A 16,803-nucleotide genomic window follows, 5' to 3' on the forward strand; every position below is an offset into this window, starting at 1 on the left:
CTACCACGCACGACACCCCCGACTTCGCTCTACGTATACCTATTAGAGGGGTGGCGCCGAACCGCTCAGAACGCCACCTGAGCGCCATCCGGCGACTCCGGCGAGGAGCCGCCAGGATATCCGCAGTGCAGCACCCGCCCGTTTGCGGGACCTGCCCGAAATCAGGCGCCATACCAGGGTATCCCGCGGGAACTTTTTGTTGCGGGTGTACCACATTCGATCGATCGCAAAGAAAGGGGCGGATTTTTTTTATCGTACGACGGGAACGATATGGCAAAATGCCAACGCACAAAGTTAGACGCTGCTCGAAGTCTACACAACACGTTCGCTGCAACGCGCCAATGTTATACTTCGAGCAATGTATGACTTGTCTTCGTCATATGGCTCGCAGTAAACCTGCGGTAATCTCAATTTCGAGAGGAGAAATATGAATAAACTTTCAAAGCTCGCGTTCATTGCAGCTACCGCAGTCATGGCTGCATCCGCTCAGGCACAGTCGGTGCCGGCGTCGCGACAAGCCGTCAATGACAACTGGGTGAATGGTACGGGCGAGTGGGTGTGGATGAACGGCACGAACGAGCTTTGCTGGCGCGATGCGTTCTGGACGCCGGCCACGGCCAACGCCAAGTGCGATGGCGCGCTGGTCGCCCAGGCACCGCAGCCGCCGGTCGCTCCGCCGCCGCCGCCGGCCATCACGAGCCAGAAGATCACGTATCAGGCTGACGCTCTGTTCGACTTCGACAAGGCTATCCTGAAGCCGGCCGGCAAGGAAAAGCTGGACGATCTGGCAAGCAAGATCGAAGCTCTGAACCTGGAAGTCGTCGTTGCAACCGGCTACACCGACCGCATCGGCTCGAACGCGTACAACGACCGTCTGTCGCTGCGCCGTGCGCAAGCCGTCAAGGCGTACCTGGTCAGCAAGGGCGTGCCGGCCGACCGTGTCTACACGGAAGGCAAGGGCAAGCGCAACCCGGTCACGACGGGCTGCAACCAGAAGAACCACAAGGCTCTCATCGCCTGCCTCGCACCGGATCGTCGCGTGGAAGTCGAAGTTGTCGGCACGCAGAAGCAGTAATTCGCGAGTCGCGACTGAAAGTCTCAAAGCCCCGCTTCGGCGGGGCTTTTTTATTCTTCACGTCCTGAGAGGCACTGCGAAGGTGCGTGGCATTTTGCCGCCATCGGAGCCCGCCTATATACTCAGGCCTTATCCTCACCCATCCGCCCCCGCGCTTCAGGCCGCTCCGACATGACCAATGCCGATCCCCACGAACTGCAGAAATTCAGCGATCTTGCTCATCGCTGGTGGGACCCGAACGCGGAATTCAAGCCGCTCCACGAACTGAACCCTGTCCGCCTTGGCTGGATCGACGCGCACGCGCACGTCACCGGCAAGCGCGTGCTGGACGTCGGCTGCGGCGGAGGCATCCTGTCCGAGTCGATGGCCGGGCTGGGCGCCACCGTGAAAGGCATCGACCTCGCCCGCGAGGCGCTGGGCGTCGCCGATCTGCACAGCCTCGAAAGCGGCGTCACGGTCGATTACGAAGAAATCGCCGCGGAAGCGCTCGCAGCACGCGAGCCCGCCTCGTTCGACGCCGTGACCTGCATGGAAATGCTCGAGCACGTGCCGGATCCTGCCGGCATCGTTCAAGCCTGCGCCACCCTCGTGAAGCCGGGCGGCTGGGTGTTTTTCTCGACGCTCAACCGCAACCTGAAGGCCTATCTGCTCGCCGTGATCGGCGCCGAATACATCGCGCAGATGCTGCCCAAAGGCACGCACGACTACGCGCGCTTCATTCGCCCCTCCGAGCTCGCCGGCTTCGTGCGCCTCGCCGGTTTGCGCCTCGTCGAGATCAAAGGCATCACCTACAACCCGCTGACGCGGCATTTCTCGCTCTCGAACGACTCCAGCGTCAACTACATGATCGCGTGCCGGCGCGAGGGCTGACGCGGCAACAGGTACCCCCCTCTCCGATATGACTGCATCGACTCTCATTGACGCCGCATCCGGCAACGGCGTGGCGCTCGCCGCCTGCGACGCCGTCCTGTTCGACTTCGACGGCACGCTAGCCGATACCGCCCCGGACCTCGCCGCCGCCGTGAATCAGATGCGTCACGCACGCGGTCTCGCGCCTGCGCCGCTCGAACGGCTGCGGCCGCTCGCCTCGGCGGGCGCACGCGGTCTGATCGGCGGGGCATTTGGCATTGGCCCTGACCATCCCGATTTCGCGGCGATGCGCGAGGAATTCCTCGCCAACTACGCGGCGAACCTGCGCGTCGAGACGGCCCTCTTTCCGGGCATCGACACCGTCCTCGACGACCTCGACGCGCGTGGCGTGCGCTGGGGCATCGTGACCAACAAGGTCGCACGCCTGACCGATCCGCTCGTGAAGCTCATGCATCTCGACGCGCGGGCTGCATGCGTCGTCAGCGGCGACACCACGCCCTACTCCAAGCCGCACCCGGCGCCGCTGCTGCATGCGGCCGAGGTAATCGGCGTCGAGCCGCAGCGTGTGGTCTATGTCGGAGACGACGCGCGCGATGTGCAGGCGGGCGCGGCTGCCGGAATGGCGACGATCGCCGCCGCCTACGGCTACTGCGGCAACGAGGTTCCGCCGTCGCAATGGAACGCGCACTACATCGCTGAAACGACCGCGGCGCTGCTCGACTTGCTCAAGCCGGTCGGAAAGGCAGCACGGCCGGACTAAATCCCGCCGATTCCTTGATGCAGCCCGCGCCTGTTGAAACGGGCGCGGTTCGCCTCATCCGGCGAACTATGGGATAATTGATCCTTCCTCTGGGGCCGACCTGGTTTCGACAGGGGTTATGAAGCAGTCAGGGCATGCCGAGGACCCGTCACCTCGTTAATCAATGGGAAAAACGTAACTGCAAACGACGATACGTTCGCACTGGCAGCCTAAGGGCCGCCGTCCTCTGCCTGGCTCACTGACGGGTTAGCGTCGCAAGACCGGTAGCAATACCGCCAGAGGTCATTTACGTCAGTTAAGCTCTGTCGGCGTCACGACGGCAGAGTCGAAAATTTAGTGAATCGCCGTAGCGCAGCGTGTTCGTCCGCGTCGCTGCGGTTAAATCAAACGACAGAACTACGCATGTAGAACTGGGTGTGGACTGCCTTTGGACGCGGGTTCGATTCCCGCCGGCTCCACCAGAATTCCCGCCTCAAAAGAAAAACTCGCGGCGCCCTTACGGGCCTCGCGAGTTTTTCTTTTTACGCGCCGCAGCCGGCAGGCACGTCGTACACGGCCGGCTTCAATCCCTCAATTGTCGTCCGGACACTGCAGATTACAGCCGTTCGGATCTCCCATATCGCCCTTTTTGCGCATTTCCGAAGGCGCACCGTGCTGATATTTGTTCGACGGCGCCGAAGCCGCGAACGGCAACTGCGGATGTTGCTGCAGACGGAATTCGTCGCTGAGAATACCGTCGGGCTGGCCCGGCGAATTCTGCGCAAAGGCGATCGAAACAGTGGCGAACAAGGCTCCCGCAGTCGCGGCAGCAGCACAAACATTAAACAGGAATTTCATGGTCGATCGGCGCGTGTGGCGCGCATCTGAAACGAGAAGGCCAATACCCGCCCGAAAGTATCACAGAAAGCACCGTCGGCTGCAGTACCCGCTAATTGCATCGCATTACAGCGCCGGCTCCAGTCCGGCCCAGCCGGCGTCGAGCGCCACGACCTTGCCGCAGTCGGCGGGATCGTAGCCTTCGAGGCGCGCGACATTCTGGCGGAACGCAGCGCCGCGCAGCAGCGCCAGTACGGCAGCCAGCGGCTCCCGCTCCAACTGGGCCCGATCGCACGCGAAATAGTAATCTTCATCGGCGATTGGCATGAAGTCGAGCCCGAAATGATGCGCCGCCGGCTCGACCCCGAACCCCACGTCGGCCATGCCGCTCGCAACGAAGGCGGCAATCGCCGAATGGGTCAGTTCCGACGACGCGTAGCCATTGACCCGTCCGGGATCGACGCCGATGCGCGTCAGCAGCAGATCGATCAGCATCCGCGTGCCCGAGCCCGGCTGCCGGTTTACGAAGCGGATGTCGCCGCGCGCGAGATCGGCTAGCCCGGCGATCTGCTTCGGGTTGCCGCGGCCAACGAAGAGGCCCTGCTTGCGCCGCGTCAGATGGATGAAGACATGCCGCTGGGGATCGAGCCAACCGCGATATGCATCGGCGCAGGCCGCGCGAAAGTCCCCGCGCGGCAGGTGAAAGCCGGCCAGATCGCACTCGCCGCGCGCGAGCGCCGTAATGGCGTCGACGCTGTCGCGATACTTGATCTCCACCGGTAACTGCTGCGCGACCAGCGCCGTCACCAGCGAGGCCACGGCGTAACCGTGCGAGGCATGAATGCGCAGATCGAGCGCATGCGGCACGAGCCAGCGATTGAGGTCGCTCGCCACTTCGCTCGCCAGCGCCTGCAGGTTGCCTTGCAGACGCTCGCCGCACAGCCGCTGCGAGCGCAGCACCGCCTCGCCGAGTTCCGAGAGGACCGATCCACGGCCACGCGCCTTGGCGATCAACGCGCCGCCCAGACGCTCTTCCACCTCGCGCAGCAGGCCCCACGCATGCCGATAGGACAAACCCTTACGCTGTGCGGCCTGCGCGATGCTGCCTTCCTCGGCGACCAGCGCGAGCAGCGGCACAACGTCCGTCAGGCTTGCCTCACGCCCTTCCGCATCGCGCACGACGAGTTGCGCCTGGCATTCGACCTTGATCATTATGAATTCGCCCTTCCTATTGCGAAACCCAATACATCGGCCTATCGTTCGTTCACACAACGAGACAACGGCAGCATATATGCGCACTTTATGAATAACAAGTGCATATTTGCTCCAGGAGGTACCCCACCTTGGACGAGACGACACCTATCGCGCCCGACGAACTCGTGCGCCGGCACACGCTGCCAGGGCGCACCCTGCTCGCGATCCTGCATGCGATCCAGGACGAAACCGGCTACGTGCCGCCCCAAACCATCGTGCCGCTTGCGAAAGCCCTGAATCTGTCGCGGGCCGAGGTGCATGGCGTCATCAGCTATTACCACCACTTCCGCACGGCGCCGCCGGCGGCCGTCACCGTTCAGCTTTGCCGTGCCGAGGCATGCCGCAGCATGGGCAGCGAGGCGCTGGCCCGGCACGCCGAAGCGCATACGGGCTGCCGCTTCGCGCAGGCGCACGGCCATGATGGGCAAACCGCGCGCGAGGCCACCGGGCAGGTCGCGCTGGAATCGGTCTACTGTCTCGGCCAGTGCGCGCTCTCGCCGGCGATGACGATCAACGGCACGCTGCACGCGAAAGTGACGCCGCAGAAGTTCGACGCACTCCTCGGCGCCGCGATGGCCGCGGCCGTCGGCGCAAAGGAGGCCGCATGATCCGCGTCTACGTTCCCCGCGACTCGTCGGCGCTCGCCCTCGGCGCCGATGCGGTCGCCGGGGCCATCGAACGCGAAGCCGCCGCGCGCGGCGACGCCATCGAACTCGTGCGCAACGGTTCGCGCGGCCTGCTCTATCTGGAACCGCTCGTCGAAGTGGAAACGCCCGATGGCCGCGTCGGCTATGCCAACGTCGAAGCAGCGGACATCGCTGCGCTGTTCGACGCCGGCTTTCTGCAGGGCGGCCAGCACGCGCGCAGCGTCGGCCTCGTCGAGCAGATTCCGTATCTGGGCAAGCAGCAACGCCTCACCTTCGCGCGCATCGGCATCACCGACCCGCTCTCCACCGACGACTACGTCGCGCACGGCGGCCTCGAAGGACTACGCCAGGCACTCGCGACGACGGGCGCCGCCGCCTGCGAAGCGCTGATCGAATCCGGCTTGCGCGGACGCGGCGGCGCAGCGTTCCCGGCGGGCATCAAGTGGCGCACCGTCGCGAACGCGCAGGCGGATCAGAAGTACATCGTCTGCAATGCCGACGAAGGCGACTCGGGCACGTTCTCCGATCGTCTCATCATGGAAAGCGATCCATACGTGCTGATCGAAGGCATGACGATCGCGGGCATCGCCGTCGGTGCGAGCGTGGGGCATATCTACGTGCGCAGCGAATACCCGCATGCGATTGCCGCGCTCGAAGAAGCGATCCGGCGCGCACGCGCGGCGGGTTGGCTCGGCACAGACGTGCTGGGCAGCGGCAAGCCGTTCGATCTCTTCGTAGCGAAAGGCGCCGGCGCTTACGTATGCGGCGAGGAAACCGCGCTGCTCGAGTCGCTCGAAGGCAAGCGCGGCATCGTGCGCGCGAAGCCGCCGCTGCCCGCGCTCGCGGGTCTGTACGGCAAGCCCACGGTCATCAACAACGTCATCACGCTCGCCACGGTGCCGGTGATCTTCGCGAAGGGTGCAGCGTTCTACAAGGATTTCGGCATGGGCCGCTCGCGCGGCACGCTGCCGTTCCAGCTTGCGGGCAACATCGCGCGCGGCGGGCTCGTCGAGCTCGCGTTCGGCGTCACGCTGCGCGAACTCGTGTTCGACTACGGCGGCGGCACGGCGAGCGGCCGCCCGGCTCGCGCCGTACAGGTAGGCGGCCCGCTCGGCACCTATCTGCCCGAAAGCCAGTGGGACATTCCCATGGACTACGAAGCGTATGCGGCCGTCGGTGCCGTGGTGGGACACGGGGGTCTCGTGGTTCACGACGACGCCTCGAATCTCGCGGAGCTCGCCCAATACGCGATGGCGTTCTGCGCGCTCGAATCGTGCGGCAAATGCACGCCGTGCCGCATCGGCTCGACGCGCGGCGTGGAAGTGATCGCGAAGATCCGCCAGGGCGACACCTCGGAGAAACAGGTCACGCTGCTGCGCGACCTGTGCGACACGATGATGGCCGGCTCGCTCTGCGCAATGGGCGGCATGACGCCCTACCCGGTGCTCTCCGCACTGAACCATTTCCCCGAAGATTTCGGCCTCGAACCCGCAGCCCACCCCACTGCCCCTGCGGCGGCGGCCTGATTCAGGAGCCAGCATGTCCGACGCGCTCATTCCCAACGCCGGATGCGGTTCCGGCGCGTGCAGTTGCAAGTCGCAGGCGATGAAACCACGCTCGCCGTTCGACGACACCGACTACGGCACGCCGTTGCGCCACGCCGATGTGGACGTCGCGCTCGAAATCGACGGCCAGGCCGTGACGGTGCCCGCGGGCACGTCCGTCATGCGCGCCGCGATCGAGGCCGGCGTGAACGTGCCGAAGCTCTGCGCCACCGACACGCTCGAGCCGTTCGGCTCGTGCCGCCTGTGCCTCGTCGAGATCGAGGGGCGCCGCGGCTACCCGGCGTCGTGCACGACGCCGGTCGAAGCGGGCATGAAAGTGCGCACGCAAAGCGACCGTCTGCAGCAACTGCGCCGCAACGTGATGGAGCTTTATATCTCCGATCACCCGCTCGACTGCCTCACCTGTCCCGCCAACGGCAACTGCGAACTGCAGGACATGGCGGGCGTAACGGGGCTGCGCGAGGTGCGCTACGGATTCGAAGGCGCCAATCACCTCGCCGACCAGAAGGACGAATCGAACCCGTACTTCACCTACGATCCGTCGAAGTGCATCGTCTGCAACCGCTGCGTGCGCGCGTGCGAGGAAACGCAAGGGACGTTCGCGCTGACGATCGCCGGGCGCGGCTTCGAATCGCGCGTGGCCGCGGGCGTCGACGAGCCGTTCATGGAATCGGAGTGCGTTTCGTGCGGCGCGTGCGTGGCCGCGTGCCCGACCGCGACACTGCAGGAAAAGAGCGTCGTGATGCTCGGCCAGGCCGAGCATTCGGTCGTGACGACCTGCGCCTACTGCGGCGTGGGCTGCTCGTTCAAGGCCGAAATGAAAGGCAACCAGGTCGTGCGCATGGTACCGCACCGCAACGGCCAGGCGAACGAAGGCCACGCCTGCGTGAAGGGTCGCTTCGCGTGGGGCTACGCCACCCACAAGGACCGCATCAAGAAGCCGATGATCCGCGCGAAGATCACCGATCCCTGGCGCGAAGTGAGCTGGGACGAGGCGATCCGCTACGCGGCCAGCGAATTCCAGCGCATCCAGGACAAGTATGGCCGCGACTCGATCGGCGGCATTACGTCGTCGCGCTGCACGAATGAAGAAACGTATCTCGTGCAGAAGCTCGTGCGCGCCGCGTTCGGCAACAACAACGTCGACACCTGCGCCCGCGTGTGCCACTCGCCCACGGGCTACGGCCTGAAGACGACGATCGGCGAATCGGCAGGCACGCAGACCTTCGCGTCGATCGATCACACCGACGTCATCATGGTGATCGGCGCCAATCCCACCGACGGCCACCCCGTGTTCGGCTCGCGCCTGAAGCGCCGCGTGCGCGAGGGCGCCAAGCTGATCGTCGTCGATCCGCGCCGCATCGACATCGTCGATACGGCGCACGTGAAGGCGGAGCATCACCTGCCGCTGCGTCCCGGCACGAACGTCGCGATCGTCAACGCGCTCGCGCACGTGATCGTCACCGAAGGTCTCGTCGACGAGGCGTTCGTCGCCGAACGCTGCGAAATGCGCGCCTTCGAGCAGTGGCGCGATTTCGTCGCGCTGCCCGAGAACTCGCCGGAAGCGATGGAAGCCGTTACGGGCGTACCGGCGCAGGACGTGCGCAAGGCCGCGCGCCTCTACGCCACGGCGGGCAACGCCGCGATCTACTACGGCCTCGGCGTCACGGAGCACGCCCAGGGCTCGACAACGGTGATGGGCATCGCGAACCTCGCCATGGCCACGGGCAACATCGGCCGCGAGGGCGTGGGCGTGAATCCGCTGCGCGGCCAGAACAACGTGCAAGGCTCGTGCGACATGGGCTCGTTCCCGCACGAGCTGCCGGGCTACCGTCACGTGGGCGACACCGCCACGCGCACCCTCTTCGAGGACGCCTGGCACGTCGCGCTGCAGGCCGAGCCGGGCCTGCGCATCCCGAACATGTTCGAAGCCGCGCTCGACGGCAGCTTCAAGGGGCTCTACTGCCAGGGCGAAGACATCGTGCAGTCCGACCCGAACACGCAGCATGTGGCGGCGGCGCTCTCGTCGATGGAATGCATCGTCGTGCAGGACATCTTCCTCAACGAAACGGCGAAGTACGCGCACGTGCTGCTGCCGGGTTCGTCGTTCCTCGAAAAGGACGGCACGTTCACCAATGCCGAGCGCCGCATCTCGCGCGTGCGCAAGGTGATGCCGCCGCTGGCCGGGTACGCCGACTGGGAAGCCACGATTCTGCTCTCCCGCGCGCTGGGCTACGAGATGAACTACACGCACCCGTCGCAGATCATGGACGAGATCGCTCGCCTCACGCCCACCTTCCACGGCGTTTCGTACGAGCGGCTCGACGAGCTCGGCAGCATCCAGTGGCCCTGCAACGAGAACGCGCCCGATGGCACGCCGATCATGCACGTCGACACGTTCGTGCGCGGCAAGGGCAAGTTCGTGATCACGAAGTTCATCGCGACACCCGAGAAGATCACGCGGCGCTATCCGCTGCTGCTCACGACGGGGCGCATCCTCTCGCAGTACAACGTGGGCGCGCAGACACGCCGCACCGAGAACTCGCGCTGGCACGAAGAGGATCGCCTGGAGATCCATCCGGTGGACGCCGAGGATCGCGGCATCCGCGACGGCGACTGGGTGGGCATCGAGTCGCGCGCCGGTCAGACGGTGCTGCGCGCGAAGGTGAGCACGCGCATGCAGCCGGGCGTGGTGTACACCACGTTCCACTTCCCCGAATCGGGCGCGAACGTGATCACGACGGAATCGTCCGACTGGGCGACCAATTGCCCCGAGTACAAGGTGACGGCCGTCCAGGTCAGCCACGTGCAGCAGCCGTCGCAATGGCAGCGCGACTATTCGCGCTTCAGCGCCGAGCAGCTCGAACTGCACCGCCAGCGCGTGGAAGCGGCTGCCACGACTTCAGGGAAATAACGCCATGAATGTCGACCATCTGTTCGAAATGGCCAACCAGATCGGCCTGTTCTTCGAGTCGCTGCCCGATCGCGACGAGGCGCTCACGGGCATTGCCGAACACATCCGGCGCTTCTGGGAACCGCGCATGCGGCGCACGCTGCTGGCCGCGCTCGATAGCGGTGCGGCGGAGGCCGGCCTTTCGGCAATCGTCCTCGCGGCGCTGACGAAGTATCGCGAATCGCTGACGCCCGTGGCGGCCTGATCGAACCGGACGGGCTGCCGTCTTCGCACGTCACGCGACGGGGCCCTGCGCGGCGCCATTCGGCGCGAACCAGGTCTCGCAGTGACGCAGCAGCCCGTCGAGATCCGACGACGGACGCCCGCGCGCGCAGAGATATCCGTCGGGCCGCACGAGGTAGAACGCGGGCCGCGTACGTCCATACGATTCGGCGAGCGTTGGCGCGCCCTCGCCTTTGGGCGTCGTTCCGCCCCTCGGCGCATCGCTGAGCCGCCAGACGCGCAAGGCCTGCGGCAGCAGCCGCTCGACCGCTTCGACGAAACGCGCGAGCGCCGCATCGTCGTCCCGGGCCACGCGCCCAGGCTCTCCATCGACGAGCAGAAACAACGAAAAACTCGCCGGGTCGTGCAGATCGAAAATGCGCCCCGTACCGGGCGCATTGCCGAACGGCCCGTCGATCACGCGCGCCAGCGCATCGGGGGCGCGTTCTCCCGCGCGCGGTCCGCCGTCTAGCCCATGCTCGAGCGTAAGCGGACTGCGCCGGTACTGGATCGACAGCTCGCTCACCGCCTCGCGCGCCGCATCGCGCAACGGCCCTAGCGCGACGAGCACAGGCATCACGCGCTCGCGCAGCAGCTTCAGCGGCCCATGATCGGCCTCCACCAGTTGGGTCATGAAGCTCGTCTGCTGCAGGACGAGCCGCTCGATCGGATGGCGCTCCGCGTGGTAAGTGTCGAGCAGGCGCTCGGGCGCACCGCCCGTCAGCACTCGGGCCAGTTTCCAGCCGAGGTTGAACGCCTCCTGTATGCCGGTGTTCATCCCTTGCGCGCCCGCGGGGCTGTGCACGTGGGCCGCGTCGCCGGCGAAGAAAACGCGCTCCACGCGCATCTGACGCACCATGCGGCTGTTCACGCCGAAATACGAGGCCCAGGTCATCTCCGAGAGCGAGACCGGATGATGGATGCGCTGCCCGACGATCGCGCGGCATTCGTCGAGCGTGGGGACCGGCATCGTCCCTTCCGGCGCGGCAGGCAGCACGGCCTTGTGATCGGCGATCAGGCGCCAGCGTCCCTCGCCGAACGGAAACAGCGCGGCCAGTCCGTCGCTCGATGCGAACACATGGAACTCGTCGTCGGGCCAGGGCGTCCCGGCACCGACATCGGCGAGCAGGAACGACTGCTCCAGCGTCTCGCCTTCGAACTTCATCCCCAGCTTGTGGCGCACGGTGCTATGCGCGCCATCGGCGGCGATCAGATACGCGGCGCGGATCGATTCGATACGGCCATTGGGACAGCGCACCTCGGCGCTCACGCCCGCCGAGCCCTGTGTGAATTCGAGCAACTCGCAGCCGCGCTCGATCTCGACGCCGGACGCCGCAAGGCGCTCGGCGAGAATGCGTTCGGTGACGGTCTGGTCGAGAAACAGCAGATAGGGATAGCGCGTGAAGAGCGGATCGAAGTCGAGCCGCGCCCGGCGCTGGCCGTTCGAGTAGAGATTGGCCGCATGCGCGCGGTGGCCGAGTTCGAGGAAGGGTTCGACGATACGGTGCTGCTCGAAGAGTTCGAGCGTGCGGGCCTGAATGCCGATGGCGCGCGTGTGATGTCCCGGCTCGGGCGTGCGATCGATCAGGCGGACCGCAATGCGCGCGCGGACGAGGGCAAGCGCGGCGGCAAGACCCGTCGGTCCCGCCCCGACGATGAGCACGGGCGGCGAGGAAGAAGCCACGGTCATGCAGGCCTCCATGCGGTCGACATGAACCGTAGTGTACGCCCGCCACCGGCGCGGACCGGGCCGGTGCCGCTTGCCGCTGAATCAGTGCGCGTGCGGAACGACGTCGAGCGAACAGCGGTGTTGCGACGTTCCCATATCGACCTGCAGCGTGACGTGCTTCATGCTGTAGCGCACGCCGAGCACCTGGACGATGCCGTCGAGCGCGGCGTCGCCCGGATGGCCGCCAGGCATCACGAGGTGCGCGCTCAATGCGTTGCCCGTGGTCGAGAGCGCCCAGACGTGCAGATCGTGCACGTCGGTCACCCCCTCCTGCTGCGCGAGGAACACGCGAATGCGCTCCACATCCACGCCTTCGGGCACCGCCGCAAGCGCGAGCCGCACCGACTCGCGCAACAGACCCCACGTGCCGTAGACGATCACGAGCACGACCACGATGCTCATGATCGGGTCGATCCCGTTCCAGCCCGTGAAGAGAATCACGAGGCCGCTCACGGCGACTGCCGCCGAAACGCCGGCGTCGGCGGCCATGTGCAGGAATGCGCCTCGCACGTTGAGATCGTCCTTGCTCCCGCGCATGAAGAGCCACGCCGAGAACCCGTTGACCACCATGCCGACCACGGCGACGACGAACACGTCGAGCCCGGCCACCGGCGCTGGCGTCAACAACCGGCCGATTGCCTCGGCAATGATGGCGCCGCAGGCGATGAGCAGCAGCGTCGCGTTCGCGAGCGAAGCCAGAATCGACGAACTGCCAAAGCCGAACGTGAAGCGTGCCGACGGGCGGCGCGTGGCAAGCCAGATCGCGCCCCAGGCGAGCAGCAGGCCAAGGACATCGGACAGGTTGTGGCCGGCATCGGCGAGCAGTGCCGTCGAATGGGCAATCACGCCGTATACGGCCTGCACGGCGACGATCACGATGTTCAGCGCAACAGCCAGCGCAAAGGCGCGCCCATGGCCGGCTACGGGGGCATGGTGGTGGTGGCCGTGACCATGGCCGTGGTTGTGCCCCGCGTGATCGTGGCCGCCGTGATCGTGGCCCGCGTGGGTATCGTGGTCATGATCGTGATCGTGCGCTTCGACAGCGCTTCGTTGTTTGCGATCGTCGCTCATCAGACGGACTCCTGATATTCGGCAGCGGGCTCGCCGACGTGTTCGAGCATTCCCGCGAGCATCGTGCTGATATGCGCATCGGCGGCCATGTAAAACACCTGCTTGCCCTCGCGCTCCGCACGCACGATGCGTGCTGCGCGCAAAAGTCGCAGGTGGTGGCTGACGAGCGATTGCGAAAGCCCGAGCACCTCCGCGATCGCGCCAACGGAAAGCCGGTCGTGCACGCAAGCGAGCACGATGCGCAGGCGCGTAGGGTCGCCCAGCAAGCGAAAGAGATCGGCGAGCGGCGCGATACGCTCGTCGTCGAAGCGTGTAGACAGGGTCATTAATCAAACATATGAATATGTGTTCACATGTTAAAGACTTACAGGATCTCCTGTCAAGTGTCGGGGGCACTCGTTCGAGTATGGGAAAATGCTGCCTTTGTTTTATTCAGGTCTTGCCCCTGCCGGTCATGGAACAGGTTTTTTTCCGCGCGTACGCCGCACATCGCGACGGACGGCTGGACGACGCCGAGCGCGACTATCGCGCGACGCTCGCCGCCGATCCCGTGCACGTCGATGCGCTGCACCTGCTCGGCGTGCTGCGGCACCAGCAGGGCCAGCACGCGGAAGCGGCGGACCTCGTGCGCCGTGCGGTGGACCTGCGCCCGGACGACGCCGCGCTTCAACTGAATCTGGGCAACGCCCTGAAGGCGCTCGGCCAGCTCGAAGCCGCCATCGAGCGTTTTCGCAACGCGCTCACGCTCTCACCGGCCTTCGCGCTCGCGCACTACAACCTCGGCAACGCCTATGCGGCGCTGGGCCGCCACGAGGACGCCATGTTCTCGTTCGGCCATTCGGTGCGACTGCAGCCGGGCGACGCGTCTTCGCACAACAATCTCGGCAACGCCTACCACGCGCTCGGGCGCTACAGCGAAGCTGCCGATTCGTTCCGCCGCGCGCTGAAAATCCGCCCGAGCCACGCGGGTGCCCACAACAATCTCGGGATGTCGCTGAATGCGCTCGGCGATACCGAGGGCGCACTCGTCCAGTTCCGCGCCGCGTTGGCGGCGCAGCCGCGCTTCGTCGCCGCGCACTTCAATCTCGCGAACACGCTCGACGCTATGGGCCAGCACGCCGAGGCCGTCACGGTATTCGAAGCCACGCTCGCGCTTCAGCCGCGTTTCTCGCCGGCGCTGTTCGGCCTCGGCACCGCGCTCGCGTCGCTTGGCCGTCACGACGAGGCCATCGGTCCCTATGAGCGCGCCGTCGGCCTCGACCCGAAGTTTGCGCTGGCCTGGCTTGGGCTCGGCACGGCGCACCATGCGCTGGGCCGGCACGCAGCCGCCGTGCGGGCCTTCGACGAAGCCCTGCGTCTGCGTCCCGAGCTTGCCGCCGCGCATCTGAACCGCGCGCTCGCCTGGCTCACGATGGGCGACTTCCGCCGCGGCCTGCCCGAATACGAATGGCGCCTCGATCCGGCCTCGCGCGGACCGGCGCAGTACCAGGCGACGATAGCCTCGCATGCCGCATCCCCCCCCCTCACCGGCGCGCCCGCCGACGCCCTGCCGCGCTGGCGCGGCGAGCCGCTCGACGGCCGGACACTGCTGATCCAGGCCGAGCAGGGTTTCGGCGACACCCTGCAGTTCGTGCGCTTCGTGCCGCTCGTCGCGGACAGGGGGGGACGCGTCGTGCTCGAGGTGCAGCCGCAGTTGCTGCCGCTCATCGCGCCCGTCGTGGAAACCGCGCGTGTGACGTTGATCGCCCAAGGGGCGCCGCGCCCGGCCGCCGACCTGTACTGCCCGCTGCTTTCCCTGCCACTCACACTCGGCACGACCTTCGACGCCCTGCCCGGCCGCAAGCCGTACCTCGAGGCACCGGCCGCCTACCGGCGCAAGTGGCGCGGCTCGCTCGGCGGGCAGGCGAAGCGCAAGATCGGCATCGCGTGGTCGGGCCGACTCCAGAAGCAGGAAAATCGTTCGCTGGCGCTGGCCGCACTCGATCCGCTGTTCGCACTCGAAGGTATCGACTGGATCGTGCTGCAACCGCAATTGAGCGACGCCGACCACGCCGCGCTCGGCGCTCACCCGCGCGCGCGCTCGATCCACCGCCTCGGCCTGAAGGTCGCCGATTTCGCCGATACGGCTGCGGTAATCGAGCGTCTGGATGCCGTGGTGTCGATCGACACGTCGATCGCGCACCTGGCAGGCGCGCTAGGCGCGAAGCTCTGGCTGATGCTGCCGTTCGCGGCAGACTGGCGCTGGTTCACGGACACCGACACGAGCCCCTGGTATCCGCGCGCGCGGCTCGTGCGTCAGCCCCGGCCCGGCGCATGGGCGGAAGTCGTGGAAGACGTCGCGCGGGAATTGCGCGACGCCTGACTGCCGTACCGGGGACCGCACTCGTCAAACGGTCTTGTACTGATTGCGTGCTTCCGCAGTGCGATAGAGCACGAGCGTCGCAATGAGGCCGCAGACGCCCGCGATGCCCATCCACGCTCCCGGCGCGGCCTTGTTGCCGCTCACATGGATCAGATAGGTCGAGATGGCCGGCGTGAAACCGCCGATCGTCGTCGCGAGACTGTACGCCAGCGAGAAGCCGGCCGTGCGCACGTCGGGCGGCATGACTTCCGTGAGCGCGACGACCATTGCGCCGTTGTAGCAGCCATAGAGGAACGAGAGCCACATCTCGACCATCAGCAGCCGGCCGAATGACGGATCGGCGACGAGCCATTGCACGGCCGGATAGGCGGTGAGGATCGTGAGAACGGTGAAGGCAAGCAGCACAGGGCGACGACCAATGCGATCAGATATGGCGCCCGAAACCGGCAGCCAGAACAGATTCGAGAGGCCGATGCAGATCGTCACGACGAGCGTATCGACTTCGCTGAGCTTGAGCACTTCCTTGCCGAAGGTCGGCGTGTAGGCGGTGATCATGTAGAACGACACGGTCGTCATGATGACCATGCCCATGCCGCCGAGCACGGTGCCCCAGTTCTGGATCATCGAGTTCATGATCTCGCCGATCGACGGGCGATGCTTCTTGTGCGCGAACTCTTCCGTTTCCTGCAGCGAGCGGCGAATCAGGAACAGGAACGGCACGATGCAGCAACCGATGATGAACGGCACGCGCCAGCCCCACGAGGTCATCTCCTCGACAGGCAGGATGCGGTGCAGCGACACGCCGAGCAGCGCGGCGAACACGACGGCCACCTGCTGGCTGCCCGACTGCCACGACACATAGAAGCCCTTGTTGCCTTTGGTCGCCATCTCCGAGAGATAGACCGAGACACCGCCCAGCTCCACGCCCGCGGAAAAGCCCTGCAGCAGGCGCCCGCACAACACGAGCAGCGGCGCGAAAAAGCCGATCGTCGCATAGCCCGGAACGACGGCGACGGTGAGCGTGCCGAGCGCCATGAGGCCGAGCGTAAGGATGAGGCCCTTGCGGCGGCCGTGATGGTCGATATACGCGCCGAGAATAATGGCACCGAGCGGCCGCACGAGGAAACCCGCGCCGAACACCGACAGCGCCAGCATCAGCGAGGCGAAGGGATTGTTGCTCGGAAAGTAGGCCCTGGCAATCGCCGAAGCGTAATAGCCATAGACCATGAAGTCGTACATTTCCAGGAAGTTGCCGCTCGTGACGCGAAACACGGTCCGAGCTCGGGATTCCCTGGAAGCAGCGTGAGGCGCGGTAGACATGACGTTCTCAAAGGAGGCGTCCGCCGCACCCTGCGTGGCCGGCTGGGCAGACAGTGAAACAGAAAGCCCGCGAGCGGAGCGTCACGCGGGCGCGCCCAGCGGGCGGCCATTATGCTGCCCGTGCGCACTCTCATATATCAGGGTATTACCTGAGGGTGC

The 16,803-nt window shown here is 66.0% G+C and carries 14 protein-coding genes and 1 other RNA gene; 9 read left to right on the plus strand and 6 right to left on the minus strand.

What is annotated here, in order from left to right; genetic code table 11:
- The first annotated feature begins 427 nt into the window (after positions 1-427).
- From ompA to ssrA, 4 genes are all read left to right on the plus strand, one after another.
- The gene (gene ompA, locus V8683_RS06455; RefSeq protein ID WP_411188919.1) at positions 428-1,075 is read left to right on the plus strand and encodes an outer membrane protein OmpA; all 648 of its coding nucleotides are present in this window, start codon (positions 428-430) and stop codon (positions 1,073-1,075) included.
- 171 nt (positions 1,076-1,246) lie between these two features.
- Complete coding sequence (gene ubiG / locus V8683_RS06460; RefSeq protein WP_411188918.1) at positions 1,247-1,945, plus strand: bifunctional 2-polyprenyl-6-hydroxyphenol methylase/3-demethylubiquinol 3-O-methyltransferase UbiG; 699 nt, start codon at positions 1,247-1,249, stop codon at positions 1,943-1,945.
- Positions 1,946-1,973: 28 nt separating this feature from the next.
- A complete protein-coding gene (gene gph, locus V8683_RS06465; RefSeq protein WP_411188917.1) occupies positions 1,974-2,705 on the plus strand; it encodes a phosphoglycolate phosphatase in 732 nt (243 codons plus the stop codon).
- A 91-nt stretch (positions 2,706-2,796) separates the two neighbouring features.
- Positions 2,797-3,166, plus strand: a transfer-messenger RNA (tmRNA) gene (gene ssrA, locus V8683_RS06470).
- 109 nt (positions 3,167-3,275) lie between these two features.
- On the opposite strand, the gene V8683_RS06475 is transcribed toward ssrA, so the two are convergent.
- Together V8683_RS06475 and V8683_RS06480 are read right to left on the minus strand one after the other, a co-directional pair.
- Positions 3,276-3,542 carry a hypothetical protein gene (locus tag V8683_RS06475; RefSeq protein WP_411188916.1) on the minus strand — a complete coding sequence of 89 codons (267 nt, stop codon included), beginning with the start codon at positions 3,540-3,542 and terminating at the stop codon, positions 3,276-3,278.
- Between the two features lie 105 nt (positions 3,543-3,647).
- The gene (locus tag V8683_RS06480) at positions 3,648-4,733 is read right to left on the minus strand and encodes a substrate-binding domain-containing protein (protein ID WP_411188915.1); all 1,086 of its coding nucleotides are present in this window, start codon (positions 4,731-4,733) and stop codon (positions 3,648-3,650) included.
- 131 nt (positions 4,734-4,864) lie between these two features.
- Between V8683_RS06480 and V8683_RS06485 the strand changes: the two genes are divergently transcribed.
- From V8683_RS06485 to V8683_RS06500, 4 genes are read left to right on the plus strand one after another with little or no spacing between them, the layout of a single operon-like run.
- A complete protein-coding gene (locus tag V8683_RS06485; protein ID WP_411188914.1) occupies positions 4,865-5,383 on the plus strand; it encodes an NAD(P)H-dependent oxidoreductase subunit E in 519 nt (172 codons plus the stop codon).
- Positions 5,380-6,948, plus strand: coding sequence for a formate dehydrogenase beta subunit (locus V8683_RS06490; protein WP_411188913.1), 1,569 nt, complete (start codon positions 5,380-5,382; stop codon positions 6,946-6,948). The genes V8683_RS06485 and V8683_RS06490 overlap by 4 nt, the downstream gene beginning before the upstream one ends.
- A gap of 13 nt (positions 6,949-6,961) precedes the next feature.
- A complete protein-coding gene (gene fdhF / locus V8683_RS06495) occupies positions 6,962-9,901 on the plus strand; it encodes a formate dehydrogenase subunit alpha (protein WP_411188912.1) in 2,940 nt (979 codons plus the stop codon).
- Between the two features lie 4 nt (positions 9,902-9,905).
- Complete coding sequence (locus V8683_RS06500; protein ID WP_411188911.1) at positions 9,906-10,145, plus strand: formate dehydrogenase subunit delta; 240 nt, start codon at positions 9,906-9,908, stop codon at positions 10,143-10,145.
- A 30-nt stretch (positions 10,146-10,175) separates the two neighbouring features.
- On the opposite strand, the gene V8683_RS06505 is transcribed toward V8683_RS06500, so the two are convergent.
- The 3 genes from V8683_RS06505 to V8683_RS06515 all read right to left on the minus strand — a co-directional run bounded on the left by V8683_RS06505 (position 10,176) and on the right by V8683_RS06515 (position 13,288).
- Complete coding sequence (locus tag V8683_RS06505; RefSeq protein WP_411188910.1) at positions 10,176-11,852, minus strand: FAD-dependent monooxygenase; 1,677 nt, start codon at positions 11,850-11,852, stop codon at positions 10,176-10,178.
- An 81-nt stretch (positions 11,853-11,933) separates the two neighbouring features.
- Complete coding sequence (locus V8683_RS06510) at positions 11,934-12,962, minus strand: cation diffusion facilitator family transporter (RefSeq protein WP_411188909.1); 1,029 nt, start codon at positions 12,960-12,962, stop codon at positions 11,934-11,936.
- On the minus strand, positions 12,962-13,288 hold the full coding sequence (locus V8683_RS06515; RefSeq protein WP_411188908.1) for an ArsR/SmtB family transcription factor: 327 nt from the start codon (positions 13,286-13,288) through the stop codon (positions 12,962-12,964). The genes V8683_RS06510 and V8683_RS06515 overlap by 1 nt, the downstream gene beginning before the upstream one ends.
- Positions 13,289-13,416: 128 nt before the next feature.
- Between V8683_RS06515 and V8683_RS06520 the strand changes: the two genes are divergently transcribed.
- A complete protein-coding gene (locus V8683_RS06520) occupies positions 13,417-15,324 on the plus strand; it encodes a tetratricopeptide repeat protein (protein WP_411188907.1) in 1,908 nt (635 codons plus the stop codon).
- Positions 15,325-15,348: 24 nt separating this feature from the next.
- On the opposite strand, the gene tcuC is transcribed toward V8683_RS06520, so the two are convergent.
- Positions 15,349-16,644 carry an MFS transporter gene (tcuC, locus tag V8683_RS06525; protein WP_411188906.1) on the minus strand — a complete coding sequence of 432 codons (1,296 nt, stop codon included), beginning with the start codon at positions 16,642-16,644 and terminating at the stop codon, positions 15,349-15,351.
- Positions 16,645-16,803 lie beyond the last annotated feature (159 nt).

The sequence above is a fragment of the Paraburkholderia sp. AV2 genome (genome assembly GCF_054968425.1).

What these genes read in the sequence shown, in the direction of transcription:
- V8683_RS06475 (WP_411188916.1), bottom strand. Translation starts at nt 3,542, where the DNA reads ATGAAATTCCTGTTTAATGTTTGTGCTGCTGCCGCGACTGCGGGAGCC.
- gph (WP_411188917.1), top strand. Translation starts at nt 1,974, where the DNA reads ATGACTGCATCGACTCTCATTGACGCCGCATCCGGCAACGGCGTGGCG.
- V8683_RS06520 (WP_411188907.1), top strand. Translation starts at nt 13,417, where the DNA reads ATGGAACAGGTTTTTTTCCGCGCGTACGCCGCACATCGCGACGGACGG.
- ubiG (WP_411188918.1), top strand. Translation starts at nt 1,247, where the DNA reads ATGACCAATGCCGATCCCCACGAACTGCAGAAATTCAGCGATCTTGCT.
- fdhF (WP_411188912.1), top strand. Translation starts at nt 6,962, where the DNA reads ATGTCCGACGCGCTCATTCCCAACGCCGGATGCGGTTCCGGCGCGTGC.
- ompA (WP_411188919.1), top strand. Translation starts at nt 428, where the DNA reads ATGAATAAACTTTCAAAGCTCGCGTTCATTGCAGCTACCGCAGTCATG.
- V8683_RS06480 (WP_411188915.1), bottom strand. Translation starts at nt 4,733, where the DNA reads ATGATCAAGGTCGAATGCCAGGCGCAACTCGTCGTGCGCGATGCGGAA.
- V8683_RS06515 (WP_411188908.1), bottom strand. Translation starts at nt 13,288, where the DNA reads ATGACCCTGTCTACACGCTTCGACGACGAGCGTATCGCGCCGCTCGCC.
- tcuC (WP_411188906.1), bottom strand. Translation starts at nt 16,644, where the DNA reads ATGTCTACCGCGCCTCACGCTGCTTCCAGGGAATCCCGAGCTCGGACC.
- V8683_RS06510 (WP_411188909.1), bottom strand. Translation starts at nt 12,962, where the DNA reads ATGAGCGACGATCGCAAACAACGAAGCGCTGTCGAAGCGCACGATCAC.
- V8683_RS06490 (WP_411188913.1), top strand. Translation starts at nt 5,380, where the DNA reads ATGATCCGCGTCTACGTTCCCCGCGACTCGTCGGCGCTCGCCCTCGGC.
- V8683_RS06500 (WP_411188911.1), top strand. Translation starts at nt 9,906, where the DNA reads ATGAATGTCGACCATCTGTTCGAAATGGCCAACCAGATCGGCCTGTTC.
- V8683_RS06505 (WP_411188910.1), bottom strand. Translation starts at nt 11,852, where the DNA reads ATGACCGTGGCTTCTTCCTCGCCGCCCGTGCTCATCGTCGGGGCGGGA.